This window comes from Arthrobacter sp. 10T44, from assembly GCF_056393885.1.
In genome coordinates, this window is the sequence record NZ_JBFTGT010000008.1 from 103,383 (window position 1) to 130,242 (window position 26,860).

Here is a 26,860-nt window from a genome sequence, read left to right on the forward strand (position 1 = left end):
CCCAAAACGACAACAACTGCCAGCCAGTTGGGAAGGTCAACGCGGCCTCCAGCCCCGGTCCAGGAGCGCGGCGCGGACCTTCGACACCGCAGAACGGGCGTCGTTGGCCATGTGGCGTTTGGACAACCGGACCAGCGTCCAGCCGCCCCGGCTGAAGTCTTCCTCGCGGGTGATGTCCCGGATCACCTGCCCGGCCTCGGAGTGCCCGTCGCCTTCGTATTCCACCGCCACCAGAAATTCCGGATACGCCAGGTCGGGTTGACGCACGACGCCGTTGAGCAACTCCGTGCGCGGGTTCACCTCGGGTTCGGGCAGACCGGCCCGCGTCAGTGCAAGCCGCAGCCGAGTCTCTGGAGCCGAGTCCGCGCCGACCCGGGCCTGCTCCAAGGCGAGCCGGGCCTTCCGGATTCCGGGAGTGCCCTTGTGCCGGTCCAGCATCTCGGCCAGGTCCGCGATGCTGGCGTGGGGATCACTGCGGCCCTCCAGGTCAGCCCGCGGCACACGGATCAGATGGTCGGCCACCACGGTGAGTTCGTCCACCCCCATCAACCGGGACACATCGAGCCAGGTACGGACCCGCGTCGTCACGAGGAGGCCGCCGATACTCACGATCTCATCGGGGAAGAACTGACCGACGTGGCCGATTACGCCAGTCCGCCGGGGGATGGCCATGGAGTCAGGCCGCGACAGGTGGATGCCCGGATCATCCGCCCCCGGTAGGAATCCAGGCATCTCCCAGAGCCGGAATGCCGTGGCGTGCGAGGCGACCGTGAATTCCGTTATCCGGGTGAAGGGCCGTACCAGCGGCTCCAGGTCGGGCGGCGTTTCCGCGGCGCAAGGAATCCGGATGCCACGGCTCGGCGATGCTAGCCCGCGGTGCCGGAGCCGGCGGTAGCTGACCCCGGCGTCGAGCGCCTCCTGGAAGGTGAAGGGCGCACGGGCAACCGGGTCCGGCAGGGGCTGCGGCGTCTTCATGGCCCCATGCTGGCAAATTCCGGCGGCACCCAGGCGGTTATCCACAGGCCCGGGCCGCACGAACCCAACTAGCTCGCAGTAGTTGTCGTTTTGAGCGGGCAAAACGACAACTATTGCGAGCTAGTTGGGGAGGGGAGGGGCGGGGGCGGAATTTAGTTGCGGAGCGCCGGTGCCTCGTCCGGTTCGTCGGCCTCGTCCTGCTCATCGAGCCGGTCGATGGCGTCCGCGGCGTCCGACGGCGCGGGCTGGGCCCGGCGCCCGTGGGTGGCCTTGCCGCCGTTGGCCTTCTGCAGCGCCTTCCGTTCGCGCCGGCCCTCCACCAAGCGGTACAGCACGGGCACCAGGACCAGCGTCAGGGCGGTGGAGGAAATGAGGCCGCCGATCACCACAATGGCCAGCGGCTGCGAGATGAAGCCCCCGCCGCCGGTCAGTCCCAGAGCCATCGGGGTCAGCGCGAACACGGTGGCCAGCGCGGTCATCAGGATCGGCCGGAGGCGCTGGCGTGCGCCGTGCGTGATCGCGTCCGCCACGCTCATGCCGGGCTCGCCGTTGCGCGGCTGGCGGTACTGGTTGATCAGGTCGATCAGCACAATCGCGTTGGTCACCACAATTCCCACCAGCATCAGCATGCCGATCAGCGAAGGCAGCCCCAGCGGGACGCCCGTCACCAGCAGCAGCGCGATGGCGCCGGTGGCTGCGAACGGGATGGAGACCAGCAGGATCAGTGGCTGCACGAGGGATTTGAACGCGGCGACCATGATCACGTAAACGATCGCGATGGCGGCCAGCAGTGCCAGCCCCAGCTGGCCGAAGGACTCAGCCTGCTGCGTGGTGGCGCCGCCGATCTCTGCCGTGACGCCCGGCGGCAGCTGGACCGACTTGAGCCGGGCCTGCACCTCGGTGCTTACCGCACCCAGGTTTCCGCCCGACGGCGTGACGGAGACGCGAGCGGTCCGCTGGCCGTTGCTGGCCGTAATCGAGACCGGAACCTCCACCTGTTCCACGGAAGCGATCGAGGACAGCGGGACCGGGCCCCGCGCCGTCGGCAGCGGGAGGTCGCGCACGGCGCCGATGCTGGTGAAACGGGTGCCTTCGCCGATCCGGACCGGGAAGTCGTTTGTGCCGATGCGGACGGTGCCGGCCGGGACCGGACTGATCCTGGCGGCCAGGACGCCGGCGACCTGCTGTTCGTTCAGGCCCGCCGCAACGGCCTTGGCGCGGTCCACCTTGACCTGGACCACGGGCTGGCTCGCGGCCAGGTTGGTGCTGACCTCGGACGAGCCGGGAACCCCGTCCATGGCCTTGACCATGGCGTCGCTGGCGGTCTTGAGGTCGGCGGAACTGGCGGCCTTGAGCGTGATGTCGACAGTCGACGTCGTGCCGAATCCGCCCTGCTGCGAACCCACCGTGATCTTGCCGGCGTCGGAGATCTTGGCGAGCTCCTTGCGGACAATGTCCTGCAGCTTGCCCTGGTTGGCCTTCTCCTCGGTCACGACGGTGAAGCTGGAGTTCGCCGCCCCGGTGGACTGCAGGGCTGAGAAGCCGGACTGAGCGTTGCCGGTGGTGACCTGGACGTCCTTGATTCCGTCGATGCCGCGCAGGGTCTTCTCGACCTTGACGGCCGCGGCGCTGCCCTCCGCCAGGCTGGTGCCGGCCGGAAGGGCCTGCCGCACGGTCATGCTGTTTTCGCCGGAACGGCCCAGCAGGTCGGTTGCGAGCAGCGGCGACATCGCTGCGGTGCCGCCGAGGACCAAAACGGCCGCCACCAGGGTGATGACGGGGTGCCGCTGGGTCTTGGTCAGGATCGGGAGGTAGCCGCGCTGCAGGAAGCTGCGCTGCTCGGCCTCGTGGGCCTTCGCGGCGGTCTCGCGGGCTGAGGCTTCGGAAACGTACGCGCCGGCCTTGTCCGCCGGGGTCCGCAGGAACCAGTAAGCCAGCACCGGAACGATGGTCAGCGAGACCAGCAGCGAGGAGACCAAAGCAATCGTGACGGTGAGGGCGAAGGGCCGGAACAGCTCACCGGCGAGTCCGGCGACGAACGCGATCGGCAGGAAGACCGCCACCGTGGTGAGGGTGGACGCGGTGATTGCGCCGGCGACCTCGCGGATGGAGGTCAGGATGGCGGTGATTTTCTGCTCGCCATAACTGAGGTGCCGCTTGATGTTCTCGATCACCACGATCGAGTCGTCCACCACGCGGCCGATCGCGATCGTCAGCGCGCCGAGGGTCAGGATGTTCAGCGAGTAGCCGGTCGCGGAGAGCCCGATGAAGGTGATCAGCAGGGACAGCGGGATGGACACGGCCGTGACCAGCGTGGAGCGCACCGAGAGCAGGAACAGCAAGATGACGGCGACGGCGAAGCCCAGACCCAGCAGGCCCTCCGTGGTGAGGTCCTTGATGGACTTCTCGATGAACGGCGCCTGGTCGAACACCGGGGTGAACTTGGCGTTGGACCCCAGTTCGGCCTCAAGCTGCGGGATGGCGTCCTTGACCGCGTGGGAGATGCCCACCGTGTCGCCCTCGGGCTTCTTGGTGACCGAGACGGCCAGCGTTTCCTTGCCGTTGGTGCGGGTGATCGAGGTGCGGGCGTCCTCGGTGATGCTGACGTCCGCCACGCTGCCGATTGTCGCGGCGTCGCGGGCGCCTCCCAGCGGCAGGGCCTTGATCGCGTCAAGGGAATCCACCGGACTGCCGATCTGCAGCGAGAGCGTCTTGCCCTGCTCCTCGATGCTGCCGGCCGGAACCAGGCTGCCGTTGTTCTTCAGCGCCTCGGAGATGGACGCGATGGTGGTGCCGGAGGCTGCCATGGCCGTCGGCCGCGGCAGGATCTTGATGTGCTGGGTGGCCCCGCCGGTCACTTCGGCGCCGCGCACGCCGTCGAGCTTCTGCAGCCGCGGCACACTCAGGCGGGCCAGGTCCGCGTTGAGTTCGCTCAACGGCTTGTCCGAGGAGACCGCAAGATAGACGATCGGGAAGTCACTGATGCTGCCGGCGATCGCCTGCGGCTGGACGTCCTTCGGCAGCGCCTGCTTCGCGTTGGAGATGGCGCGGTCGATCTGGTTCCGGGCGCGGTCCAGGTTGGAGCCGTAGGTGAACGCCAGGGTGATCTGCGAAACGCCGTTGCGCGACGTCGACGACGTCGACTCCAGCCCCTCGACGCCGTTGAGCGCCGTCTCCAGCGGCCCGCTGACCTGCTTGTCTACGACTTCCGGAGAGGCCCCGGGCATCGAGGTGATGACCGTGATCTGCGGGAACTCGATGGATGGGATGAGCTCCTGCTTGAGCGAGGTCATCGTGATTACGCCGAAGACCGACGCGAAGACGGTGATCAGCGCGATCAGCGCCCGGTTTCCTAGCGAAAGCTTGGCCAGCCGGAACATCTCATGGTCTCCTGATGGGTCGACGGAGGTACGTCACAGCGTGACGTCACAGGGATTGAACGTGCCGCAACCCGGAAGAGTTTCAGCGGGTGGCGCTGACCGGCTCCAGCTGGAGTGCCGCGGCCGTCTCGGCCTCGAGCTTGGCGGCGAGGTCCGGGTTCTCGTTGAGCTTGATGCCGTAGCCCGGCATCATCTCCTTGAGCTTGGACTGCCAGCCCTTGAAGTTCTTGGGGAAGGACTTCTGGAGCAGCTCGATCATGATCGGCACGGCCGTGGAGGCACCCGGGGAGGCGCCAAGCAGGGCGCCGATCGTGCCGTCGCGGCCGGCGATGACCTCGGTGCCGAACTGCAGCACGCCGCCCTTCTTCGGATCCTTCTTGATGATCTGCACCCGCTGGCCGGCGGTGATGAGCTCCCAGTCGCCGTCCTTGGCCTCCGGGTAGTACTCCCGCAGGGCCTCGACCTTGGCTCCGTGCCGCTTGGCGACTTCCTTAACCAGGTATGCGGTGAGATCCATGTTGTCCTTGGCCACGGCCAGCATCGGAATGATGTTGGAGGGCCGGATGGACAGCGGCAGGTCCAGGTAGGAGCCGTTCTTCAGGAAGTTCGTGGAGAAACCGGCGTACGGGCCGAACAGCAGTGAGCGCTTGCCGTTGACGAACCGGGTGTCCAAGTGCGGGACGGACATGGGCGGGGCGCCGACGGAGGCCTGGCCGTAAACCTTGGCGCTGTGCTGGCCGGCGAGGGTCTCGTCCGTGCAGCGGAAGAACTGGCCCGAGACCGGGAAGCCGCCGAAGCCCTTGCTTTCCGGGATGCCGGAGGCCTGCAACAGGTGCAGCGCACCGCCGCCGGCGCCGACAAAGACGAACTTCGCGTGGATCGAGCCGTGCTCGCCGGAGCGCGGGTGCTTGAGTGCAAGGTCCCAGCCGCCGTCGGAGGCACGCTTGATGCCGGTGACGTCGTGGCCGTAGTTGGTTTCCACACCGTTGTTGGCGAGGTAGCCGGTCAGTTCGCGGGTCAGGGCGCCGAAATCGACGTCGGTGCCTTCGGCGGCGCGGGTGGCGGCGATGTGCTGCTTCGGATCGCGGCCCTTGACGATCAACGGTGCCCACTTGGCGATCTGGGCGTGGTCCTCGGAGTACTCCATCGAGCGGAACAGGGGGTTCGGCTTGAGCGCCTCGTAGCGGGTGCGCAGGAACTTGACGTTGGCGTCGCCGACCACGAAGCTCATGTGCGGCACGGTGTTGATGAAGCCCTTGGGGGAACCGATCAGGTTGTTGGTGACCAGGTGGGACCAGAACTGGCGGGAAAGCTGGAACTGCTCGTTGATGTGCAGGGCCTTCGCCGGGTCCACCGAACCGTCTTTGGCTGCGGGGGAGTAGTTAAGCTCACACAGGGCGGCGTGGCCGGTGCCGGCGTTGTTCCACGGATCGGAGCTTTCAAGCCCCGGCTGGTCCAGGCGCTCGAAGAGCGAAATGGTCCAGTTCGGCTCAAGCTGCTTCAGGAAGGCGCCCAGCGTGGCGCTCATGATGCCGCCGCCAATCAGGACGACGTCGGCATGTTGGGTCTTGGAAATGAAAGTCACAATCAGTCTCCGATAGCAGCGGCTCTGGCTGTCACAGAATATCCCCGCACGGCCCACTAACTGAAATTGGGCCGTCCCGTCAAGGCTTTAGTTCGACGTTCGTGAAAACTTCGTTCAGGACCGGCGACGCTGGGTACTTCAGCACCCGGTCTGACAGAGCCAGTGCCGAGATTGGGAACGCAATCGGCACGGCGGGCACGGTCGCGGCAATCTGCGCATTGATGGTCTGGTACTGCTCTGTCCGGTCCTTGCCGTCCGGCAGGCCCCGGGCGCGGGAGATTTTCGAGAACACCTGGGGGTCCTGGTAGCCGAACTCACCGGTATTTTCACCAAAAAGCGGGCCCACGAAGTTATCGGGATCCGCGTAGGACCCGTTCCAGCCGAGCAGATGCAGTGCGTGGTCGCCGGGGGAGGTCACCTTCTGGAGGTAGCCGTCGGACCATTCGACCGGAACGGGTTTGATGTTGAGCCCGACGGCGGTGAGCTGGCGGCTGATCTCCGCGTAGACCTTTTCCGGGGTCGGCAGGTAGGGCCGGGTGACGTTGAGCGGGTAGTAGAACTTCAGTTCCTCACCCTTGTAGCCGGACTCGGCGAGGAGCTCCTTGGCCTTGTTCTGGTCGTAGCCCAGGGAGGGTGCGTTGTTGTTGAAGCCGCTCAGCTTCGGCGGGACGAATTGCGAGGCCGCGGCGGTGTTGTCAATGAAGAACTTCCGGATCAAGGTGTCCTTGTCCAGGGCCATCTCGATCGCCTGGCGGACCTTGAGCTTCCGCAGCACCGGGACTTCCTGGTTCATGCCCAGGTACATGACGGAGAAGGGATCGCGCTGGATGATCTGTTTGCCGCGCTTGACCAGCTGGTCGAAGTTGCCCACGGTCACGGAATCGTAGGCATCGATTTTCCCGTCAAGCAGGGCCTGAAGCCGGGCCTGCGGGTGGTCGTAGGTGACGAAGTTGATGGTCCCGATCTGGCCCTTGTCGCCCCAGTAGCGCCTGTTGCTGTTCAGGGTGACGGTGTTGTTGTCCCAGGAGTCGAAGACGTAGGGGCCGGTGCCCACAGGGTGCAGGGCGTAGGCGGACACCGGCTGGCCTTCGCGCTTCTGGTTCAGCACGTCGGCCGACTGTGCGGCCAGGGCGTGCGGCGAGGAGATCGCGAAGGCGGGCAGGGTGAGCGCCTGGAGGAAACCGGTGAAGGGCTGGGTGAGATCGATCCGGACGCTGTTTGCCGCCAGCGCGGTGCAGCCCTTGTAGATGGACAGCGACGCCTGGTCCGCGTGCGCCATAAACACACCCTTGAAGGTGCTGCCGGGTGCCTGCTTGCGGAGGGCGGCGGGGAAGTTGAACCAGCGCTTGAAATTGGTGCACACGGCCGCCGCATTAAAGGCCGTGCCGTCCTGGAACTTCACGTTCTCGCGGAGCTTGAAGGTGTAGGCGCGGCCGGCGTCGCTGGTCGTCCATTCGGTAGCCAGCAGGGGTGTTGGCTTGCCGCTGGTCTGGTCGACGCCGATCAGGCCCTCGAGGATCTGGCGGGTGATGCGGTAGGAGTCGACGTCGGACACCAGGGCCGGATCCAGGCCGAGCGGGCGCGAGGCGGTGCCAAAGGTGAAAGTGGCGGTGGGCCCGGCGTCGGACGCGCTGGCGGAGGTGGGCGAGGGTGCGGGGCCCGGCGCTCCGGTGCACGAGGCCAGCGGCAGCAGGAGCAGGACGGCGCCGAAGCCGGCCGCGATGCGGCGCAACGCCCTGCGGGGGCCGGTACTGATGGGCGCGGTACTGCTGGGCACTGAAGGAATCACCTCTGGGAACTTGTTGGCCGCCGGCTGCGGAACAGCCCCAGTCTAGTTGACCCGCCCGGAGGGAACAGGCGAAGGCCCGCACCGTCCGGTGCGGGCCTTCGTTTCTCCAGGTGGATCCAGGGAGTCAGGCTGGATCCGGGTCAGGAGGTCTTGGTGATGCCTACTTGGGCATCAGGACCGAGTCGACCATGTAGACCGTGGCGTTGGCGGTCTTGACGCCACCGCAGACCACGTTGGCGCCGTCGACCTTGAGAGCGTCCTTGCTGCCGGTGACGGTCACGGAACCGCCCTGGACGGTCTTGTGGGTGCCCACGATTTCAGACGGGCTGATCTTGCCGGGAACTACGTGGTAGGTGAGGATCTTGCTCAGCAGGGCATCGTCCGTCTTGAGCTTGTTGATGGTGGCGGCGTCGATCTTCTTGAACGCGTCATCCGTCGGAGCGAAGACAGTGAATTCGCTGCCGTTCAGGGTGTCCACCAGGTTGACCTTGGGGTTGAGCTTGCCCGAGACGGCGGCCGTCAGGGTGGTCAGAATCGGGTTGTTGGAGGCGGCTACGGCCACCGGGTCCAGCGCCATGCCGGCGACGGAACCCTTACCGTCGGGAACCTGCGAGGCGTAGGCGGCGCAACCGGAGCCGACGAGGTCCGCTGCCGGGTCCATCGCTGCGGCGGAGGAGCTCATGGACGGTGACGGGGCCATGCTGGAAGACATGGCGGACTCCGACGGCGTGGAAGCGGGAGCCGAGGAGCTGGATCCCGTGCTGGAACCGCCGCAGGCAGTGAGGCTGAGCATGGCTGCAGCAGCGATACCTGCAACGGCGAAAGTCGTGCGCTTGATGGTCTGCATTTCGATTCTCCTTTGTTGTGCCGATTTCATTGCCTTCAGCGACGTTTTTGCCGCTGTGGCCTTTCTCCGACTGTCGGGCACCGACCCTTGGTTGGTGTCTCAATGGGTATTCGCGGGCTTGGCGGAAAGAGATGGGTGGGAATCGAAATTCTTTTTCGGAACCGGTTCAGGGCGGCGGGGCGGGCGGGCGGCTTCGCCGGGATTCCGGGCTTTTTGGCGGGTGCGGGAAGGGCGGTCCCCGGTCTAGTTCCAGAGTTAAACAGCAAAACCCCGGTCCGACGACCGGGGTTTTGCATTGTGCGCAAGGGGGGACTTGAACCCCCACGCCCGAAGGCACAGGAACCTAAATCCTGCGTGTCTGCCAATTTCACCACTCGCGCGCGGCGCCGTCGTTCGCGGGCCCGAAAGACCCTCGACGGCGGATGCCAGGCACCAGTCTACAGTTCTGCCCCGCAGCCCGGCGCCGGGGCCGGGCTGCGGGGCAGGGCAGCTAGGCGTCCAGCTTCAGGTCGCGGAGCAGCTTGGCGACGTGGCCGGTAGCGCGCACGTTGTACTGCGCCAGGGTGACTTTGCCGTCCGGACCGACCACCACGGTGGAACGGATCAGGCCCTCATAGGTGCGGCCGTAGTTTTTCTTCTCACCCCATGCCGCGTACGCCTCGGCCACCGCGTGGTCCGGATCGGAGAGCAGCGGGAAGCTGAGTCCTTCGGCCGCCGCGAAGCCCGCGAGCTTCGCGACCGGATCGGGGGAGATGCCGACGACGTCATAGCCCGCACCCTGCAGGGCCGCCAGTGAGTCTCGGAAGTCGCAGGCCTGCTTGGTGCAGCCCGGCGTGGCAGCCGCCGGATAGAAGTAGACCACCGTGTTCCGGCCGCGGAAGTCCTGCAGGCCGACCTCGCGTCCGGCCGAGTCCAACAGCTGGAAGTCCGGCGCGTCGTCTCCGGGAACGAGTCGTTCAGGCATGTTTATCTCCTTGACAATTTTAGGGAATTCCAGCCTAGTGAGCCCGGGCGCGGCCCACGAATCGCACAATCGCTATACTCTTTGGTATGCCTGATATGGATCGCTGGCCCACGGGCCGCCTATTGTCCACGGCAGCACGCCTTGTAGAACACTCCTGGAACGAGAAGCTGGGGGCCATTGGCCTGACCCATGCCGGGGTCATTGCGATGGAAGTGCTCTCCGCTCAAGGACCCATGACCCAAGCGCAATTGGCGCAATTGGTCCGCGTCCAAGCCCAGACCATGGGCAAAACCCTGAGCCGGCTTGAAGCCCACGGTCACATCTCCAGGGAGCGCAGCGCCTCGGACCGCCGCAGCCACGTCGTCACCCTGACGGACCGCGGCCGCGAAGCCGTCGTTGCGGCCGCGGACATGGAGCGCTCGGTGCTCGCCGCCGCTTCGATCGATCCCGACTCCCTGCGGCACGAGCTGCAGTCCGTGGTCCGGGAACTGGCCAACCGCATGTCCACGACGGAAGCGAAGGCGATCGTCACAGCGGTGGAGCCTACTGTGTCCGCCGAAGCCAACTAGGCCGCGGTCGCCCACTGGCGCCGACAAGTTAGGGCACTGCCGGCGCTTGCTCCGGACCCCGATAGCCCGGCGCGGGAAACAAGTAGCTACTACTGGGTTCAAGCCAGCCCTGCTGGGCGAGCATGAGGTCATGACAAGGTACGTCCTCGAAGCCAGGTCCCTGGAACATCACTGCCAGTGCTGCGGCGAATACGCCACAACTGTTTTCTGTGAGGGCTGCGACCCTCACGAAGAGGCGCCGGCGAAATCCTAGCCGCTGTTCGCCGGCAGCCGGTCCCGTCGCAACGTGAGTCCCGCGTTTGACGCGGGGCTGCATAGGGCTGTTCCCTGATCCAGCCCACCCCGTGTCCTGACCCCTCCCCGGGTGGAGGCTCGCATAAGGTTTTCCTATGGAAACGGTGCCACCGCCTGAGCTGGAAGGGCAGACCTCGATCAACGAGCTGCTCGACGAGCCGCTGGGCACTGAACCGATCCAGCTCGCGTTGCCCATCCATTTCCAGCTGGCGGCAGCCGGTCGGCGCTAGGCCCGGGCCAGCGCCGTAAGGGCGCGAGCTGTCCGGAAATCCCGAGGCGCCGATCCGTGGAACGTAGGATGTCTAGGATGCGAACGCGTAAGAGTGCCTCTTGGGCTGTCACGGCCCTGGCCGTCCTTGCCTTGGTTGCCTCCACTACCCTCGCTATCGCCGCCCCGGCCGACGCCGAACCCTGCGGTCCGGTCGTGTTGATCCCCCTGGGCCGATGCGAGCCCTCGGCCACCCCCACCCCGACGCCGTCGAGCACCGTCAAGCCCCCGGCTACGGCTCCGGCAGCACCGTCGGCACCGCCGGCCGCTCCGGCCGCTCCGGCACCATCGTCCGCCGCACCCTCCAGCCCGGCACCGGCCCCCTCCGCGAAAACCGCCGTCCGGGCGGCGCCCTCCAAGGCCCCGGTCCAGGGATCGGGCGCGGCCTCGGTCCCGGCCGGGGCCACTGCTACGCCCTCTGCGGCGGAGGGAACGCCGTCGTCGCCGCAATCCGCCGTTTCGGAGGCCCCCGCGGTCGTTGCGCAGGTTTCACAGGGCCGCGGTCCTGAACTGCGCGCGGGGGCGTTCCTGCTGGCGGCCGGAGGCCTGCTCCTGTCAGCCTGGGCAGTTTTGGGGCTCAGGCGCCGCGGGGACCGGGCTCCCTAAGAAGGCCCCGGACAGCGTCGCGCGCCCCGCTCACAGGTTAGGACGTTGCTGTCTGCACCGGCAGGAAACGCGCAGGAAAGACCAAGGGCTCCCGCAATTTGCGGCGAGACCCGATGCTTCTGGGTTAAAGTTCTTTCGGAGACCCGGGGCTGGTTGAGCGCGTACGTTTCCCGCTCTCGCCCGTCCGCCGGCCGACGCCGGCCATGCCCTGAGGACCCGCATGACCACAAGGCGTCTTTCCACGGCCGTCGCATCACTGGGCACGGGCGCTGTCCTGCTTGGCACCCTCTTCGCCTTCCCGGCCGCAGCGGCTACGGATCCAGCCATCGATTCACGCCCGGTCGCTTCCCCCTCGACTGCCTCGGCGCCCCCCGCGGGGGCCAGCGGCCGCTTCGTCGTGAAGTTCAAGACCGGAACCGCCGGTACGGCCCACGCCCGGGCCAAGGCTTACGGCCAGGCGGCCAGGAGCTCGGGCGTCTCCGTCAAGGAGCTGCACGCCACGGCACGCGGGGCGGCCGTCGTCCAGGCCGACGGCGCGCTGACCCCTCGGGGGAGCGACAAAGTCCTTGCCTCCCTGCGCGTCCAGTCCAACGTCGAATACGCCGAGCCAGACACCTTCGTCCGCCCGGCATCAACCCCGAACGATCCGCTGTACCCGCAGCAATGGGACCTGTCCGAAGACACTGCAGGGATGCGCGTGCCCGCGGCCTGGGACACCACTTCCGGCCTGGGCGCCGTTGTGGCCGTCATCGATACCGGCATCACGCCCCACAGCGACCTGACGAGCGTCCTCCCGGGCTACGACTTCATCTCCGACAGCACTAAGTCGAACGACGGGGACGGCCGCGACGGCGATGCCAGCGACGCAGGGGACTCCTGCAACGGCTCATCGTCGTCCTGGCACGGAACCCACGTCGCCGGGACGATCGGCGCGGCGGCCAACAACGGCATCGGCATCGCCGGCGTCGCCTACTCCGCCAAGATCCTCCCGGTCCGGGCCCTCGGCACCTGTGGCGGCTACCTTAGCGACATCGCCGACGCCGTCGTCTGGGCCGCCGGGGGAACCGTTACGGGAGTCCCGGCCAACGCGAACCCCGCCAGGGTCATCAACATGTCCCTGGGCGGATCCGGCCAGTGCGGCAGCTACTTCCAGTCCGCACTCGACTACGCCGCCGCGCAGGGCGTCACCGTCGTCGCCGCCGCCGGCAACGAGAATTCACCCGCTTCCGGCTCCACCCCGGCCAACTGCAACAACATCATCACCGTCGGCGCGACCGGACGTGAAGGCAACAAGGCCTACTACTCCAACTACGGTCCCGAGGTCGACGTCAGCGCCCCCGGCGGCGACAGCTCCACCGGCCGGGCCAACACCATCCTCTCGACCTGGAACAATGGCACCACCGTGCAGGGCTCCGAAACGTACGGCTACATGCAGGGCACGTCGATGGCCGCCCCACACGTTGCCGGCGTCGCGGCCCTCATGCTGTCCGCGGACCCGGCCCTCACCCCGGCCCAGGTCGAGACAATCCTCAAGGAGACGGCCAGGCCGCTGCCGGGCACCTGCAGCACAGGAGGCTGCGGCAACGGTCTAGTGGACGCGGCCGCCGCCGTCGGCTCCGTACTGCCAAGTGCCGTCCCCTACATCACGGCCGGCGTGCCGCGGATCGACGGGGACGCCGTCGTCGGACACGCGCTTACGGTTTCGGCGGGAACGTGGTCGCCCGAAGGAGCCTCACTGAGCTACCAGTGGAGGCGCGACGGCGTCGCGATCCCCGGCGCCACGGCCGTGACCTACCCGGCCGCGACCACGGACGCAGGCGCCCTGTTGAGCGTCACGGTGACCGGCTCCGCCGACGGCTACAACCCGAGTGCGGCCACCACCAGTCCCGTCGCAGTGGTCCCGCAGCCCTCCCTCTCGGGGACGGCCAGGGTCGGCTCGACGCTGGCGGCCGGCCCCCAGGACTGGCCGGCCGACGTGGCACGCCAGTACCAATGGGTCCGGTCCGGCGTAGCGGTCAGCGGGGCTACCGGGACCCATTACACCCTCGGAGCCGGCGACCTTGGCCAGACCCTGAAGGTCCGGGTGACGGCATCGTGGCCCGACCAGAGATCGGCTACCCTTGACTCGCCTTCGCCGGCTGCCGTGGCGCGCGGTACCCTTACCGGCCCGACACCAATGATCAGCGGCACCCGCAAGGTGGGCTACACGCTCACAGCGGTACCGGGCACCTGGACTGCCGGCACGTTCCTGAAGTACCAGTGGTACCGCTCCGGTCTTCCCATCAGCCGGGCCACCGGGCCCAAGTACACCCTCGGGGGCGCCGATCAGGGGAAAATCATGCGGCTGCGGGTCGGCGGGATCAAGGCGGGGTACACCACCATCGTGAAGGATTCCGCCACGACCAGTGCCATCGCGGCGGGAACACTTGTTTCCACGCGGCCATGGATCTCCGGTTCCGCCCGCTACGGGTACACGCTGACCGCCAACACCGGCACTTGGACCGCCGGCACTGCTTTCCGCTACCAGTGGTACCGGTCCGGCGCGGCAATCTCCGGTGCCACCGGCCGCTACTACCGGATCATCTGGGCCGACCGCTACGACGTCATGAGTGTGCGCGTTGTGGGCTCGAAGGCCGGCTACACCAGCCTGGCCCGGTACTCGGGGTACAGCGCCCGCGTCCCGTAAACCCCCGCGTGCCGCAAGAACCCGCGGCAGAAGAAATGCAGAAAACGGCGCCTGAATCCCGCGCAGGCGGCACCCCCGCATGTTTACTGGTAGCGGGGGCGGTGAGTTGTGTGCTGGCTCCGAACGGAACGTCAGCCGCCAGACTCGCCGAGAAGAAAGCTGGACCATGATCGAGGCATTCGGCCTTACCAAGACCTACGGGAAGCGCACCGCCGTTGACGGCGTCACGTTCACCGTCCGGCCAGGGCAGGTGACCGGCTTCCTGGGCCCGAACGGGGCCGGCAAGACCACCACCATGCGCATGATCCTGGGACTGGACCGGCCCACCGCGGGGCGGGTGCTGGTGAACGGACGGCCGTATGCCGGGCACGCGGCGCCGCTGCACGAAGTCGGTGCCCTCCTGGATGCCAAGTCTGTTCACCCGGCCCGCAGCGCTTTCAAACACCTGTCCGTTCTGGCAGCCACACACGGCATAAGCCGCAGCCGCGTCGAGGAAATCATGGCGATGACCGGGATCTCGGAGACGGCCCGCAAGCGCGTCAAAGGGTTCTCGCTCGGCATGGGCCAGCGCCTCGGCATTGCTGCCGCACTGCTGGGGGATCCCCGGACGGTCATCTTCGACGAGCCTGTCAACGGACTCGATCCGGAAGGCGTCCAGTGGGTCCGCAACCTGGCCAAAGGCCTCGCCGCCGAGGGCCGGACGGTCTTCCTTTCCTCGCACCTGATGAGCGAGATGGCGCAGACTGCCGACCACCTGATCGTCATCGGACGGGGCCGGATCATCGCGGACGCGCCCGTAGCCGAGATCCTTGCCCAGGGGCAGGACAGGGCGCTGGTGCGCAGCGACCAATCAACCCGGTTGCAGGCGGGGCTGGCAGCCAGCGGGATCCTCTTTCGCGAACTTGAACCGGGCCTCCTGGAAGTCTCCGGTGCCGAACCGCGGAAGATCGCCTGGATAGCGCGGGAATGCGATGCACTGATTCACGAGTTGACCCCGGTCCGGGCGACGCTCGAAGAGGCCTTCATGGAACTGACCCGCGACGATGTCGAATACCGCTCCGCCGCATTGGCCGGGGCCGGAGAGGGAAACCGATGAGCACCACAGTAACCTCGAGCAACGGTGCCACTGCCGTCCCTCGCCGGGACAGCGGGACCAGGCTCACCTTCCTCCGGGCCGTGCACGCCGAGTGGATCAAGCTGACCTCGCTGCGTTCCAGCTACGTCATCCTCGCCGTCGCGCTGCTCGGCATGGTCGGGGTCGGCATGCTCAAAGCCTTCTCCGTGGCAGACATGGCTGCCTCGTTCGCCGTCTACGGCGGGCCCGCTGGAGCTGAGCGGGAGGGCATCCTGAAGGAATTCAGCATATTTGCCCGCGAAGTCCCCGCAACCGGGATCATGGTCGCCCAGTTCCTGATCGCCTCCTTGGCCGTCATCCAGATCGGCTCCGAATACAGCACCGGCATGATCACCACGACGCTCACCGCCGTGCCACGCCGGATGACCGCCGTGCTGTCGAAAACGCTCGTCATCGCCGCAACCGCCTTCGCCACCGGCATCCTCGGAGCTCTCATCTCGTACGCTGTGGCCCAGCCGATACTGCAGCCGCAGGGTCTGGACTACGCACTTACCGCCGACGGTGTGGTCCGGAGCATTCTCAACGCCGCCGTCTTCCTGGCTCTGATCGCCGTCCTGGGCCTTGGCATTGGTGCCATGCTGCGCAACAGCGCCGGCGGCCTTGTCGCCACGCTGGGCATCCTCATGATTCTTCCGGTAATCGTTGCCATCTTGTCGGGCCTGGGGGACGCCTTCCAGGACGTCGGCCTGTTCCTGCCCGCGTCCGCCGGGGGCGACATGGTCGCCATCCGGACCTCGCCCGAGCGGCTAACCCCGGTCCAGGGCGGCCTTGTTGTGCTTGCCTGGACGGCAGCCGCAGTGGGCGGCGGACTCGCGTCGGTGAAGTACCGCGATGCCTGACAGCAACGCCTGACAGCAACGCCTGACCGGGTCGCCGCCGGCGTCGCATGTGGGTACGCTCCCGGCGGCCCTGGATCCAGGGCCGCCGATCCATGCAAAACAAAAAACCCCGTCTTTCCGGTCAGACCGAAAAGACGGGGTTTTGGCTTGTGCACCCCCCGGGACTCGAACCCGGAACCCATTGATTAAGAGTCAATTGCTCTGCCAGTTGAGCTAGAGGTGCAGCTGTTGTTTTCGTTCGCCCCGGGCTTTTTATTTCCCGCGGTGTTCTCCGCAACGACATGAAACTCTACACGAGTTTTAGTGCAGTGTGAAATCGAGCGGCCGACGGGGCTCCCCGGCTAGTTGGACAGCCCCAAAACCAGCACAAAATCAGGGTTTTGGCCGTTGCTGAGCGCCCAGAGGCGTCCGTCCGGGGCGAGCGAAACGTCGCGGATCCGACCATATTTGCCTGTGAAATAGGCCACAGGATCGCCGGCAAATTCGCCGCGCAGCGGTACCGCCCAAAGCCGCTGGCCACGCAGGGCGCCGAGGTAGGCCGTGTCGCCAACGATTTCGAGCCCGCTGGGCGAGGAGTCCGCCGTCGAGGGCCACACCACTTTGGCGTCAAGGAACCCTTCGCGGTGCGGGGCTCCCGTCACCTCGGGCCAGCCGTAGTTGCCGCCGGGGACGATCAGGTTCAGTTCGTCGTCTCTGTCCGGACCGAATTCGCTCGCCCACAGCCGGCCCGCGCTGTCCCAGTCGAGCCCTTGGACGTTCCGGTGCCCGAGGCTGTAGACGGGGTTCGAGCCGAAGGGGTTGCCGGGAGCGGGTCTCCCGTCCGGGGTGAGGCGCAGGATCTTGCCGCCGAGGGCGTTGCGGTCCTGGGGTTGGTCGCGGCGCTGGGAGTCGCCGGTTCCGACGTAGAGGTACCCGTCGGGGCCGAACCGGATGCGGCCTCCGTTGTGTGTGGAGGCCTTGGGAATTCCGGTGAAGATGGTTTCGGGGGCGCCCAGATCCGGGAGGCCGTTCCCAGCGAGCCGGAAGCGGGCGATCCGGTTGTCCGGCCCGGCCGTGAAATACGCGTATAGATACCGGCCGGCCGCAAGCTGAGGAGAAAGGGCCAGCCCCAGCAGTCCGCCCTCGCCGCCGGGGTTGACGCCGGGCACTTTGCCGACCGTCGCTGCGGGACCGCCGCCTGGCGGCACGGACTTTAGCAGCGCGCTGTCCCGTTCCGAGATAAGGGCAGTGCCGTCCGGCAGGAAGACCACAGACCAGGGCAGCGTCAGCCCGGCGTCGATGCGGCCGGCAACTCTCAGGACGCCCGCAGCCGGCTCGCTGCTGGCGGGTGGGCTGCTGGCAGCCGGCTCGCTGCTGGCGGGCGGGCTGCTGGCGGGCGGCGGGGGAGCGGGTGGACTGCCGGTGCAGCCGGCCGCGGCCAGGGACGCAGCCAGTACCGCCACCGCCGCTGCCCGCGCCGCTCGCCGCGGCGACCGCCGCTGCATTGCTACAGCCGGGAGCGGCGGGGCGGCCGGAAGCCCGCTGCTTCCGCATGGGCGGCGGAAAGGAACCAGACTTCTGCCCGGGTCTCCTCGTAGGAGGGGCTGGTCTCGTCGTGGTAGATCATCGAGGAGGCGTTGCCCTTGACGGTGAAGCCCTCCGGGCCGCTTCCATCCGCGGCCGGCGCGGCAGATCCCTCGCCGTACGGCTGCTCAACGGCCAGATGCCCGGAGGGCGCCGCGGTGTGGCTGGCTGAGCCTTCGGTGAGTGCGGCCGATGATGCTGCCTGCGCCGTCTCCAGTTCCGCAGCCTCGGCCGCGGCGGACTCCGCGCCGGGGAGGGTGGGGGCGTGTGGCTCGGTGTATTCGGCGTGGTGCACGGGGGTGTGTGCTTCCGGCGCTTCGGCGTGGACGCCGTGGGCCAGGTGTTCGCCGTGGCCCCCGTGCGGAAGGTCGTGGTGCGTGGCGGCATGTGCCTCGGCCGGCGGCGTCTCCGACCACTGGGTCTCCCACTCGGAGCTGCCCGCTGCGGTGCCGCCCGTTGCGGTGCTGGCCGTTGCAGCGACGCCCGCTGCGGTGCCGCCCTCGGCGGGCGCGTCCTCCTTGGGAGCTCCCTCGGCTGTGGTGCTCCCCGCCTGTGCACCCGCCGCGTCGTCGTCGGCGGTGGTTGGCGGCTGCGGCTCGGCGTTGCCAAATCCGGCGGCGGAAGGCATCCCCGTGGTCGCGGCCGCGGCGGCCGACGCGGCGGCGGTCCCGCCGGACAGGGCGCCGTCGTGGCTTGCCCGGTCCCCGGCAGCCCTCGACGAGGCTCCGGACCCGGTGGACGTCGGGGTTCCAGCGCCACTGCGGGCATTGTTGCGGTTCAGCTGCCACCACACGACGCCGACAATCACCACGATGACGATGAGCCAGATAATCCAATCCATAGCCGAATCCTTCTGTCCAGGCGGCAAGGTTGCCGCTGTTTGACGTTACGTCCGGCCCGACGCGGCTGTCCAGCGTTCCGGACCGGCCCCGTGTAGCCTCGCATCATGGACTTCAAGCGACTGCGGATTCTTCGCGAGCTGGCGGACCGCGGCACCGTGGGGGCCACCGCCGAGGCCATGCGGGTAACGCCTTCCGCAGTCTCACAACAGCTCAAGACCCTGCAGGACGAACTCGGTGTGGTGCTCGTGGAGAAGTCCGGCAGGGGAGTGCGGCTGACTGAGGCGGGGCTGGCCATGGCCGGTGCCGCTGCGGAGGTCTCCACGGCCATGGCCCGCGCCGAGGCAACCATCGACACCTACCGCCTCGGCTGGCAGACGCACATCAAGGCGGCGTTCTTTCCGAGTGCCACGGAAATGTTCCTGCCGGGACTGTTGCACCGCGTGAAGGAGATCGACGGACTGCGCTTCGAGGCCCATTTCGAGGACCCCGGCGTCGCCGGCTTCGCCGCGCTGGCCGCGGACTACGACATTGTCCTGGCCCACAGCGTGGACGGACCCGAGGTCTTCGCCCGCCAGGGCCTCCAGGTGATCCCCCTGATAGAGGAACCGCTGGACGTGGCGGTGCCGGCGGACCACGAACTGGCCGGCAAGGCGACGCTCAGCGCCGAGGACGTCGTCGGGTTCCCCTGGATGGGCGTGCCCGACGGTTTTCCCTTTGATACCGTCCTGCGGCAAATCGAGATGCAGGCCGATTCCCCGGCCCTGCGGGCGCAGCTCTTCCCGGACCTGCGGGTGCTGGAGGCGCTGGTCAGTGCCGGGCACGGGCTGAGCCTCCTGCCGCGCTACACCGCCCTGAAGAACCAGGGGCGGGGCTTTGTGCTCCGCCCGCTCCGCGGCGTCAAGGCCAGCCGAAGCATCGTGGCCCTGGCTCGTCCCGAGGCCGCCGCCCGGACCACCATCCAGCAGGTACTCATGCTGCTGAAGGCGGAGGCCCAGGCGGTCGCCGAAGCCCCCGAGCTGCGTGACGCGGCTCACAGCATTTGAGCCGAACGAGCCGCGGAGTCCAAGAGGTGAGACAACCGTCCACTATTTGGGCGAAATATTCCCGGTTTTACGCTTAATGAGCCAGTCCGGCTCGTTGCTGCCGACGGCGGAGCCCTAGACTTTGAGCCATGAGTGAGGACACCCAAACAGCGACAGAGACCAAGCCGGACATCAAGCCCCGCAGCCGGGTCGTTACCGACGGAATCCACGCCGCGCCCGCGCGCGGCATGTTCCGGGCGGTCGGCATGGGCGACGACGACTTCGCAAAGCCCCAGGTGGGCGTGGCGAGTTCGTGGAACGAAATCACTCCCTGCAACCTTTCGCTGAACCGGCTCGCCCAGGGCGCCAAGGAAGGCGTCTTCGCCGGCGGCGGGTTCCCGATGCAGTTCGGCACCATCTCCGTCTCCGACGGCATCTCCATGGGCCACGAGGGCATGCACTTCTCCTTGGTGTCCCGCGAAGTCATTGCGGACTCGGTCGAGACCGTCATGCAGGCCGAACGGATCGACGGCTCGGTACTGCTGGCCGGCTGCGACAAGTCCCTGCCGGGCATGCTGATGGCGGCCGCCCGCCTGGACCTGTCCAGCGTCTTCCTGTACGCCGGCTCGATCATGCCCGGCTGGGTCAAGCTCGAAGACGGCTCCGAGAAGGAAGTCACGCTGATTGACGCCTTCGAGGCTGTGGGCGCCTGCGCCGCGGGCAAGATGAGCCGCGAGGACCTCGACCGGATCGAAAGGGCCATCTGCCCGGGCGAAGGCGCCTGTGGCGGCATGTACACCGCCAACACCATGGCCTGCATCGGCGAGGCCCTGGGCATGTCCCTTCCGGGTTCCGCCGCCCCGCCCTCGGCCGACCGCCGCCGCGACGTCTTCGCGCACAAGTCCGGCGAGGCCGTCGTCAACCTGTTGCGCCTTGGCATCACCGCCCGCGACATCATGACCAAGAAGGCGTTCGAGAACGCGATCGCCGTGACCATGGCCTTCGGCGGCTCCACAAACGCGGTGCTGCACCTGCTGGCCATCGCCCGCGAGGCCGAGGTCGAGCTGAGCCTTGAGGACTTCAACCGGATCGGCGACAGGATCCCGCACCTGGGCGACCTCAAGCCCTTTGGCCGCTACGTGATGACCGACGTCGACAAGATCGGCGGCGTCCCGGTCATCATGAAGGCCCTGCTCGACGCCGGCCTGCTGCACGGCGACTGCCTCACCGTGACCGGCAAGACCGTGGCCGAGAACCTCGCCTCGATCAACCCGCCGGACCCGGACGGCAAGGTGCTCCGCGCCATGGACAACCCGATCCACAAGACCGGCGGCATCACCATCCTGCACGGTTCGATGGCTCCGGAAGGCGCCGTCGTGAAGAGCGCCGGCTTCGACGCCGACGTCTTCGAAGGCACCGCCCGCGTTTTCGAGCGCGAACAGGGCGCCCTGGACGCGCTGGACAAGGGCCAGATCAAGGCCGGCGACGTCGTCGTGATCCGCTACGAGGGCCCCAAGGGCGGCCCGGGCATGCGCGAGATGCTCGCCATCACGGGCGCGATCAAGGGCGCAGGCCTCGGCAAGGATGTCCTGCTGCTCACGGACGGCCGCTTCTCCGGCGGAACAACGGGCCTGTGCATCGGCCACGTCGCACCGGAAGCGGTCGACGGCGGCCCCATCGCCTTCGTCAAGGACGGCGACCGGATCCGGGTGGACATCGGGGCCCGGACGTTCGACCTCCTGGTGGACGACGCCGAGCTCGAAGCGCGCAAGGTGGGCTGGGAGCCGCTGCCGGCCAAGTTCACCAAGGGCGTGCTTGCCAAGTACGCCAAGCTCGTCCACAGCGCCTCCACGGGCGCCTACTGCGGGTAATACCTGCCCAACTGGCTCGCATTAGTTGTCGTTATGGGGCCCCATAACGACAACTAATGCGAGCTACTTGGGAGAGGCGTTCAAAAAGTGGACAATGGAGTCCACATCGTGAGACAGGGGCTTGGCTCGTTGACACCTGTCTTGCTCAGAGGGAAAACTGAACTCATGATCGAGATCGTTACCGCGGGCGTCACTTCAGGTGTCTCCGTCGTACTTACCAAGCGCGTGGCTCCATAGCCCGACTGGTAACGAACCGTCACGCGCAAACCCCTCGAAGAGCCGCCAAGGCTGAGGGGTTTTTTTATTACCCGTAGTTCCACGATCACAGTAGATCCACCAAAGGAAGAGTCCGATGAGCAAAGGATCGCCGATCAGCCCCTCGCTGATGGCCACAAAGTCCGCTGGAGCCCACAAGGCTCCGGAACGCATCGAACGCCCGGCAGACGCCGGCGTCGAGCATGCTGCTGCCTCTCCCGTCCTTGGGCCGAACAACGTCGTACCCCCGACGGTGATGACCGGCTCGCAAGCAATCGTCCGCTCGCTCGAAGAACTCGGCGTCCAGGACATTTTCGGTTTGCCCGGTGGCGCGATCCTGCCCACCTATGACCCCTTGATGGCCTCCAAAATGAACCACATTCTGGTCCGTCACGAACAGGGAGCCGGCCACGCCGCGCAAGGCTATGCCATGGTCACCGGGCGGGTTGGCGTCTGCATCGCCACCTCGGGCCCCGGTGCCACCAACCTCGTTACCGCCATCATGGACGCCCACATGGACTCCGTGCCGATGGTGGCCATCACCGGGCAGGTCTCCAGCGGAGTCATCGGCACCGATGCCTTCCAGGAGGCGGACATCGTCGGCATCACCATGCCGATCACCAAGCACTCCTTCCTGGTGACCGACCCCAACGACATCCCGCACGTGATGGCCGAGGCGTTCCACCTCGCCTCGACCGGCCGTCCCGGCCCCGTCCTCGTGGACGTGGCCAAGGACGCCCAGCAGGGCCAGATGACCTTCTCCTGGCCGCCCAAGATCGACCTGCCCGGCTACCGGCCGGTGGTCCGCGGCCACAGCAAGCAGGTCCGTGAAGCGGCCAGGCTGATCGCGGCCGCCAAAAAGCCGGTGCTGTACGTTGGCGGCGGCGTGGTCAAGGCCCACGCGTCCGCGGAACTGCGGGAACTCGCCGAACTCTCCGGCGCCCCCGTGGTTACGACGCTGATGGCCAGAGGCGTCTTCCCGGACTCACACCCGCAGCACGTCGGCATGCCAGGCATGCACGGCACGGTGTCCGCCGTGACCGCGCTGCAGCAATCCGATCTGCTGATCACGCTCGGTGCGCGCTTCGATGACCGGGTCACCGGCATCCTGAAGTCCTTCGCCCCGAACGCCAAGGTCATCCACGCGGACATCGACCCGGCGGAGATCTCCAAGAACCGCACCGCCGACGTGCCGATCGTGGGCTCAGTCAAGGAGATCATCCCGGAGCTCAGTGATGCCCTGCGCCTCCAGTTCGAAGCCTCCGGCACCCCGGACCTCGGCAACTGGTGGGCCTTCCTGAACAACCTCAAGGAGACCTACCCGCTCGGCTGGACCGAACCCGAGGACGGCCTCAGCGCACCGCAGCGCGTGATCGAGCGGATCGGTGCCCTCACCGGCCCCGAGGGCGTCTATGTCGCCGGCGTCGGCCAGCACCAGATGTGGGCCTCGCAGTTCATCAAGTACGAACGCCCGCACGCCTGGCTGAACTCCGGCGGCGCCGGCACCATGGGCTACGCCGTGCCGGCCGCGATGGGCGCCAAGGTGGGGGAGCCGGACCGCGTGGTCTGGGCGATCGACGGCGACGGCTGCTTCCAGATGACCAACCAGGAACTCGCCACCTGCGCCATCAACAAGATCCCGATCAAGGTGGCGGTCATCAACAACTCCTCGCTGGGCATGGTGCGCCAGTGGCAGACCCTCTTTTATGAGGGCCGCTACTCCAACACCGACCTGAACACCGGCCATGACACCGTCCGGATCCCGGACTTCGTCAAGCTGGCGGACGCCTACGGCTGCGCCTCCTTCCGCTGCGAACGGGACGAGGACATCGACGCCACCATCCAGAAGGCACTGGCAATCAATGACCGCCCGGTCGTGATCGACTTCGTCGTCAGCCCCAACTCCATGGTGTGGCCGATGGTTCCCGCCGGAGTCAGCAACGACCAGATCCAGGTTGCCCGCAACATGACCCCGGACTGGGAAGAAGAGGACTGAACATGACCCGCCACACACTCTCCGTTCTGGTCGAAGACAAACCCGGTGTGCTGACCCGCGTCGCCAGCCTCTTCGCCCGGCGCGCCTTCAACATCAACTCCCTGGCCGTCGGCCCGACCGAGGTTCCGGGCATCTCCCGGATGACGGTCGTCGTCGACGCCGACGGCGAGCTGATCGAACAGGTCACCAAGCAGCTGAACAAGCTGATCAACGTGATTAAGATCGTCGAGCTCACCCCCGAATCTTCCGTACAGCGCGACCACATCCTGGTCAAGGTACGTGCGGATGCCGCAACCCGGCTGCAGGTAACCCAGGCAGCCGACTTGTTCCGTGCCTCAGTGGTCGACGTCTCCACAGAGTCGGTGGTCATTGAGGCGACGGGCCACCCCGACAAGCTCACCGCACTGCTTTCGGTGCTGGAGCCCTTCGGCGTCCGCGAAATCGTGCAGTCCGGCACCCTGGCCGTCGGCCGAGGGTCCCGTTCCATGAGCGACCGGGCCCTGCGCTCCGCCTAGGCGGCCGTGCCAAGCCTGCAGCAACACAGCAATACCCTGAATTTCCCCAGACAACACCAAAGAATCCATTCAAAGGAGACACCCCAGTGACTGAAATGTTCTACGACGACGACGCCGACCTGTCGATCATCCAGGGCCGCACCGTCGCCGTTATCGGTTACGGCTCCCAGGGCCACGCCCACGCCCTCAGCCTGCGCGATTCCGGTGTTGACGTCCGCGTCGGCCTGAAGGAAGACTCCAAGTCCCGCGCCAAGGCCGAGGCCGAGGGCCTGCGCGTTCTCAACGTCGCCGACGCCGTCGCCGAGGCAGACCTCATCATGATCCTCACCCCGGACCAGGTCCAGCGCCACGTCTACGCCGAGGACATCGCCCCGAACCTGCAGGCCGGCGACGCCCTGTTCTTCGGACACGGCTTCAACATCCGCTACGGCTACATCAAGCCGCCGGCCGACGTCGACGTCGCCCTCGTCGCACCCAAGGGACCGGGCCACATCGTGCGCCGCGAGTTCGAAGCCGGCCGCGGCGTGCCGGACCTGATCGCCGTCGAGCAGAACGCGTCCGGCAAGGCCAAGGAACTGGCCCTGTCCTACGCCAAGGCGATCGGCGGCACCCGCGCCGGCGTCATCGAGACCACCTTCACCGAAGAGACCGAAACCGATCTCTTCGGCGAGCAGGCTGTGCTCTGCGGCGGCGCCTCGCAGCTGATCATGTACGGCTTCGAGACCCTCACCGAGGCCGGCTACAAGCCCGAGGTTGCCTACTTCGAGGTGCTGCACGAGCTCAAGCTGATCGTCGACCTGATGGTCGAGGGCGGTATCGCCAAGCAGCGCTGGAGCGTCTCTGACACCGCGGAATACGGCGACTACGTCTCCGGCCCGCGCGTTATCACCCCCGAGGTGAAGGAAAACATGAAGGCCGTCCTCAAGGACATCCAGGACGGCACCTTCGCCAAGCGCTTCATCGACGACCAGGACGCCGGAGCCCCCGAGTTCAAGGCCCTGCGCAAGAAGGGTGAAGACCACCCGATCGAGGCCACCGGCCGCGAACTGCGCAAGCTGTTCTCCTGGATCAAGAACGAAGACGACTACACCGAAGGATCAGTGGCCCGCTAAGGCAACTGGCCGGCAGGGGAGCCGGACACCCGCACCGGGGTCCGGCTCCCCTGCGTTCAGCACCACCCGCAACATCTGCACCACCGACGTTTCACCAAAATCCCCACCTGAATACAAGAGAGCTAAAGAGGTCACCGGTGACAAGCACCAAACCTGTCGTACTCCTCGCTGAGGAACTTTCGCCCGCCACAGTCGAGGCCCTCGGCCCGGACTTTGAAATCCGCCAGACCGACGGAGCCGACCGTTCCCAGCTGCTCTCCGCGATCGCCGACGTCGACGCGATCCTGATCCGCTCCGCCACCCAGGTGGACGCCGAGGCCATCGCCGCCGCGAAGAACCTCAAGGTGATCGCCCGCGCCGGCGTGGGCCTGGACAACGTCGACATCAAGGCCGCCACCCAGGCCGGCGTCATGGTGGTCAACGCCCCGACGTCGAACATCGTCTCTGCCGCCGAACTCACCGTCGGCCACATCCTCAGCCTCGCCCGCCACATCCCGCAGGCCTCCGCCGCGCTCAAGGACGGCGAGTGGAAGCGCTCCAAGTACACCGGCACGGAGCTCTTCGAGAAGAAGATTGGCATCATCGGCCTCGGCCGGATCGGCGCCCTCGTCGCGGCCCGCCTGAAGGGCTTCGACACGAAGATCCTCGCGTACGACCCCTACATCACCTCCGCCCGCGCCGCCCAGCTCGGCGTGCAGCTGGTGACCCTGGACGAGCTCCTGGCCCAGTCGGACTTCATCACCATCCACATGCCCAAGACGCCCGAGACCGTCGGCATGCTCGGCGCGGAGGCCTTCAAGAAGATGAAGAGCAGCGCGTACGTCGTCAACGTCGCCCGCGGCGGCCTGGTGGATGAGGAAGCCCTGTACGCGGCACTGGAGTCCGGCGAGATCGCCGGCGCCGGCGTCGACGTGTTCGTCAAGGAGCCCAGCACCGACCTGCCGTTCTTCAAGCTCGACAACGTCGTGGTGACCCCGCACCTGGGCGCGTCCACCGACGAGGCCCAGGAAAAGGCAGGCGTCTCCGTTGCCAAGTCCGTCCGCCAGGCCCTCGCCGGCGAATTGGTGCCAGACGCCGTGAACGTAGCCGGCGGCGTCATTGCCCCGGACGTGCGCCCCGGGATCCCGCTGATCGAGAAGCTGGGCCGGATCTTCACCGCAATGACCCACGCTTCGCTGACCCAGTTCGACGTGGAGGTGGCCGGCGAAATCTCCTCGCTGGACGTCAAGGTCCTCGAACTCGCGGCCCTCAAGGGCATCTTCGCCGACGTCGTGACCGAACAGGTCTCGTACGTCAACGCGCCCGTGATCGCCGAGCAGCGGGGGATCAACGTCCGGCTCATCACCACCCCGGACACGGAGTCCTACCGCAACGTCCTGACCCTGCGGGGGGCCCTGAGCGACGGCAGCCAGATCTCGGTGGCCGGCACGCTGACCGGGCCCAAGCAGATCCAGAAGCTCGTCGGAATCAACGGTTTCGAGGTCGAAATCCCGATCAGCGAACACCTCGTGGTGGTGGCTTATTCGGACCGTCCGGGCGTGATCGGCACGATCGGGCACATCCTCGGCATGAACAACATCAACATCGCCGGCATGCAGGTGGCGCGGCAGGCGGAGGGCGGCCAGGTGCTTGCGCTCCTGACCATCGACAGCTCCGTGCCGCAGCAGGTGCTGGAAGCGATCAAGGCCGGAATCGGCGCCGATATGGTCCGCGAGGTCGACCTCGAGGACTAGGTCCCCAGCGTGGG

20 protein-coding genes and 2 tRNA genes are annotated in these 26,860 nt (G+C 67.1%); 12 read left to right on the top strand and 10 right to left on the bottom strand.

Translation table 11 applies throughout. The features are described 5' to 3' along the window. Positions 1-36: 36 nt before the first annotated feature. The 7 genes from AC1DBL_RS13845 to bcp all read right to left on the bottom strand — a co-directional run bounded on the left by AC1DBL_RS13845 (position 37) and on the right by bcp (position 9,540). Positions 37-975, bottom strand: coding sequence for an endonuclease domain-containing protein (locus AC1DBL_RS13845; RefSeq protein ID WP_476926331.1), 939 nt, complete (start codon positions 973-975; stop codon positions 37-39). Positions 976-1,127: 152 nt separating this feature from the next. Continuing rightward, positions 1,128-4,355 (bottom strand): efflux RND transporter permease subunit, encoded by a 3,228-nt coding sequence (locus AC1DBL_RS13850; RefSeq protein WP_476926332.1) that lies wholly within the window; start codon positions 4,353-4,355, stop codon positions 1,128-1,130. A gap of 82 nt (positions 4,356-4,437) precedes the next feature. Then, on the bottom strand, positions 4,438-5,940 hold the full coding sequence (locus tag AC1DBL_RS13855) for a malate:quinone oxidoreductase (protein WP_441417418.1): 1,503 nt from the start codon (positions 5,938-5,940) through the stop codon (positions 4,438-4,440). 79 nt (positions 5,941-6,019) lie between these two features. Further along, positions 6,020-7,672, bottom strand: a complete 1,653-nt coding sequence (locus tag AC1DBL_RS13860; RefSeq protein WP_476926354.1) for an ABC transporter substrate-binding protein — start codon at positions 7,670-7,672, stop codon at positions 6,020-6,022. A gap of 217 nt (positions 7,673-7,889) precedes the next feature. Further along, a complete protein-coding gene (locus AC1DBL_RS13865) occupies positions 7,890-8,576 on the bottom strand; it encodes a fasciclin domain-containing protein (RefSeq protein WP_441417419.1) in 687 nt (228 codons plus the stop codon). Between the two features lie 298 nt (positions 8,577-8,874). Next, a tRNA-Leu gene (locus AC1DBL_RS13870) sits at positions 8,875-8,956 on the bottom strand. A 110-nt stretch (positions 8,957-9,066) separates the two neighbouring features. After that, positions 9,067-9,540, bottom strand: coding sequence for a thioredoxin-dependent thiol peroxidase (gene bcp / locus AC1DBL_RS13875; protein WP_441417420.1), 474 nt, complete (start codon positions 9,538-9,540; stop codon positions 9,067-9,069). 95 nt (positions 9,541-9,635) lie between these two features. Here bcp and AC1DBL_RS13880 point away from each other — a divergent pair, with 95 nt between their 5' ends. The 6 genes from AC1DBL_RS13880 to AC1DBL_RS13905 all read left to right on the top strand — a co-directional run bounded on the left by AC1DBL_RS13880 (position 9,636) and on the right by AC1DBL_RS13905 (position 15,937). Further along, the gene (locus tag AC1DBL_RS13880) at positions 9,636-10,109 is read left to right on the top strand and encodes a MarR family winged helix-turn-helix transcriptional regulator (protein WP_441417862.1); all 474 of its coding nucleotides are present in this window, start codon (positions 9,636-9,638) and stop codon (positions 10,107-10,109) included. 389 nt (positions 10,110-10,498) lie between these two features. Further along, a complete protein-coding gene (locus AC1DBL_RS13885; RefSeq protein WP_441417421.1) occupies positions 10,499-10,633 on the top strand; it encodes a hypothetical protein in 135 nt (44 codons plus the stop codon). Between the two features lie 214 nt (positions 10,634-10,847). After that, a complete protein-coding gene (locus tag AC1DBL_RS13890; RefSeq protein ID WP_476908623.1) occupies positions 10,848-11,180 on the top strand; it encodes a hypothetical protein in 333 nt (110 codons plus the stop codon). Between the two features lie 317 nt (positions 11,181-11,497). After that, entirely contained in the window at positions 11,498-13,963 is a 2,466-nt protein-coding gene (locus AC1DBL_RS13895) for a S8 family serine peptidase (protein ID WP_476908624.1), read from the top strand. A gap of 166 nt (positions 13,964-14,129) precedes the next feature. Further along, on the top strand, positions 14,130-15,059 hold the full coding sequence (locus AC1DBL_RS13900; protein WP_441417424.1) for an ABC transporter ATP-binding protein: 930 nt from the start codon (positions 14,130-14,132) through the stop codon (positions 15,057-15,059). Beyond that, positions 15,056-15,937: an ABC transporter permease gene (locus AC1DBL_RS13905; RefSeq protein ID WP_476908625.1), complete on the top strand. Its 882-nt coding sequence runs from the start codon at positions 15,056-15,058 to the stop codon at positions 15,935-15,937. Before AC1DBL_RS13900 ends, AC1DBL_RS13905 begins: the two co-directional genes overlap by 4 nt. 150 nt (positions 15,938-16,087) lie before the next feature. On the opposite strand, the gene AC1DBL_RS13910 is transcribed toward AC1DBL_RS13905, so the two are convergent. From AC1DBL_RS13910 to AC1DBL_RS13920, 3 genes are all read right to left on the bottom strand, one after another. Further along, positions 16,088-16,160, bottom strand: a tRNA-Lys gene (locus tag AC1DBL_RS13910). A gap of 118 nt (positions 16,161-16,278) precedes the next feature. After that, positions 16,279-17,421, bottom strand: a complete 1,143-nt coding sequence (locus AC1DBL_RS13915) for a PQQ-dependent sugar dehydrogenase (protein ID WP_476908626.1) — start codon at positions 17,419-17,421, stop codon at positions 16,279-16,281. Positions 17,422-17,423: 2 nt separating this feature from the next. Then, on the bottom strand, positions 17,424-18,341 hold the full coding sequence (locus AC1DBL_RS13920) for a sunset domain-containing protein (protein ID WP_476926333.1): 918 nt from the start codon (positions 18,339-18,341) through the stop codon (positions 17,424-17,426). Positions 18,342-18,446: 105 nt separating this feature from the next. On the opposite strand from AC1DBL_RS13920, the gene AC1DBL_RS13925 reads away from it, so the two are divergent. From AC1DBL_RS13925 to serA, 6 genes are all read left to right on the top strand, one after another. Beyond that, the gene (locus tag AC1DBL_RS13925) at positions 18,447-19,385 is read left to right on the top strand and encodes a LysR family transcriptional regulator (RefSeq protein ID WP_476926334.1); all 939 of its coding nucleotides are present in this window, start codon (positions 18,447-18,449) and stop codon (positions 19,383-19,385) included. Positions 19,386-19,513: 128 nt separating this feature from the next. Further along, positions 19,514-21,235 carry a dihydroxy-acid dehydratase gene (gene ilvD, locus AC1DBL_RS13930; protein WP_476908628.1) on the top strand — a complete coding sequence of 574 codons (1,722 nt, stop codon included), beginning with the start codon at positions 19,514-19,516 and terminating at the stop codon, positions 21,233-21,235. A 352-nt stretch (positions 21,236-21,587) separates the two neighbouring features. Continuing rightward, positions 21,588-23,486, top strand: a complete 1,899-nt coding sequence (locus AC1DBL_RS13935; RefSeq protein WP_441417430.1) for an acetolactate synthase large subunit — start codon at positions 21,588-21,590, stop codon at positions 23,484-23,486. Between the two features lie 2 nt (positions 23,487-23,488). Then, the gene (ilvN, locus tag AC1DBL_RS13940; RefSeq protein WP_138768975.1) at positions 23,489-24,001 is read left to right on the top strand and encodes an acetolactate synthase small subunit; all 513 of its coding nucleotides are present in this window, start codon (positions 23,489-23,491) and stop codon (positions 23,999-24,001) included. 86 nt (positions 24,002-24,087) lie between these two features. After that, positions 24,088-25,113: a ketol-acid reductoisomerase gene (gene ilvC / locus AC1DBL_RS13945; RefSeq protein ID WP_441417431.1), complete on the top strand. Its 1,026-nt coding sequence runs from the start codon at positions 24,088-24,090 to the stop codon at positions 25,111-25,113. 137 nt (positions 25,114-25,250) lie between these two features. Beyond that, positions 25,251-26,846 (top strand): phosphoglycerate dehydrogenase, encoded by a 1,596-nt coding sequence (gene serA / locus AC1DBL_RS13950; RefSeq protein ID WP_441417432.1) that lies wholly within the window; start codon positions 25,251-25,253, stop codon positions 26,844-26,846. Positions 26,847-26,860: the final 14 nt, after the last annotated feature.

Excerpts from the sequence above, each read along its gene's own strand:
- AC1DBL_RS13920 (WP_476926333.1), bottom strand. The coding sequence starts at position 18,341 with ATGGATTGGATTATCTGGCTCATCGTCATCGTGGTGATTGTCGGCGTC.
- AC1DBL_RS13880 (WP_441417862.1), top strand. The coding sequence starts at position 9,636 with ATGGATCGCTGGCCCACGGGCCGCCTATTGTCCACGGCAGCACGCCTT.
- AC1DBL_RS13895 (WP_476908624.1), top strand. The coding sequence starts at position 11,498 with ATGACCACAAGGCGTCTTTCCACGGCCGTCGCATCACTGGGCACGGGC.
- ilvD (WP_476908628.1), top strand. The coding sequence starts at position 19,514 with ATGAGTGAGGACACCCAAACAGCGACAGAGACCAAGCCGGACATCAAG.
- AC1DBL_RS13845 (WP_476926331.1), bottom strand. The coding sequence starts at position 975 with ATGAAGACGCCGCAGCCCCTGCCGGACCCGGTTGCCCGTGCGCCCTTC.
- bcp (WP_441417420.1), bottom strand. The coding sequence starts at position 9,540 with ATGCCTGAACGACTCGTTCCCGGAGACGACGCGCCGGACTTCCAGCTG.
- AC1DBL_RS13900 (WP_441417424.1), top strand. The coding sequence starts at position 14,130 with ATGATCGAGGCATTCGGCCTTACCAAGACCTACGGGAAGCGCACCGCC.
- AC1DBL_RS13935 (WP_441417430.1), top strand. The coding sequence starts at position 21,588 with ATGAGCAAAGGATCGCCGATCAGCCCCTCGCTGATGGCCACAAAGTCC.
- AC1DBL_RS13885 (WP_441417421.1), top strand. The coding sequence starts at position 10,499 with ATGGAAACGGTGCCACCGCCTGAGCTGGAAGGGCAGACCTCGATCAAC.
- AC1DBL_RS13850 (WP_476926332.1), bottom strand. The coding sequence starts at position 4,355 with ATGTTCCGGCTGGCCAAGCTTTCGCTAGGAAACCGGGCGCTGATCGCG.
- AC1DBL_RS13905 (WP_476908625.1), top strand. The coding sequence starts at position 15,056 with ATGAGCACCACAGTAACCTCGAGCAACGGTGCCACTGCCGTCCCTCGC.
- ilvN (WP_138768975.1), top strand. The coding sequence starts at position 23,489 with ATGACCCGCCACACACTCTCCGTTCTGGTCGAAGACAAACCCGGTGTG.
- AC1DBL_RS13925 (WP_476926334.1), top strand. The coding sequence starts at position 18,447 with ATGGACTTCAAGCGACTGCGGATTCTTCGCGAGCTGGCGGACCGCGGC.
- AC1DBL_RS13890 (WP_476908623.1), top strand. The coding sequence starts at position 10,848 with ATGCGAGCCCTCGGCCACCCCCACCCCGACGCCGTCGAGCACCGTCAA.
- AC1DBL_RS13915 (WP_476908626.1), bottom strand. The coding sequence starts at position 17,421 with ATGCAGCGGCGGTCGCCGCGGCGAGCGGCGCGGGCAGCGGCGGTGGCG.
- AC1DBL_RS13865 (WP_441417419.1), bottom strand. The coding sequence starts at position 8,576 with ATGCAGACCATCAAGCGCACGACTTTCGCCGTTGCAGGTATCGCTGCT.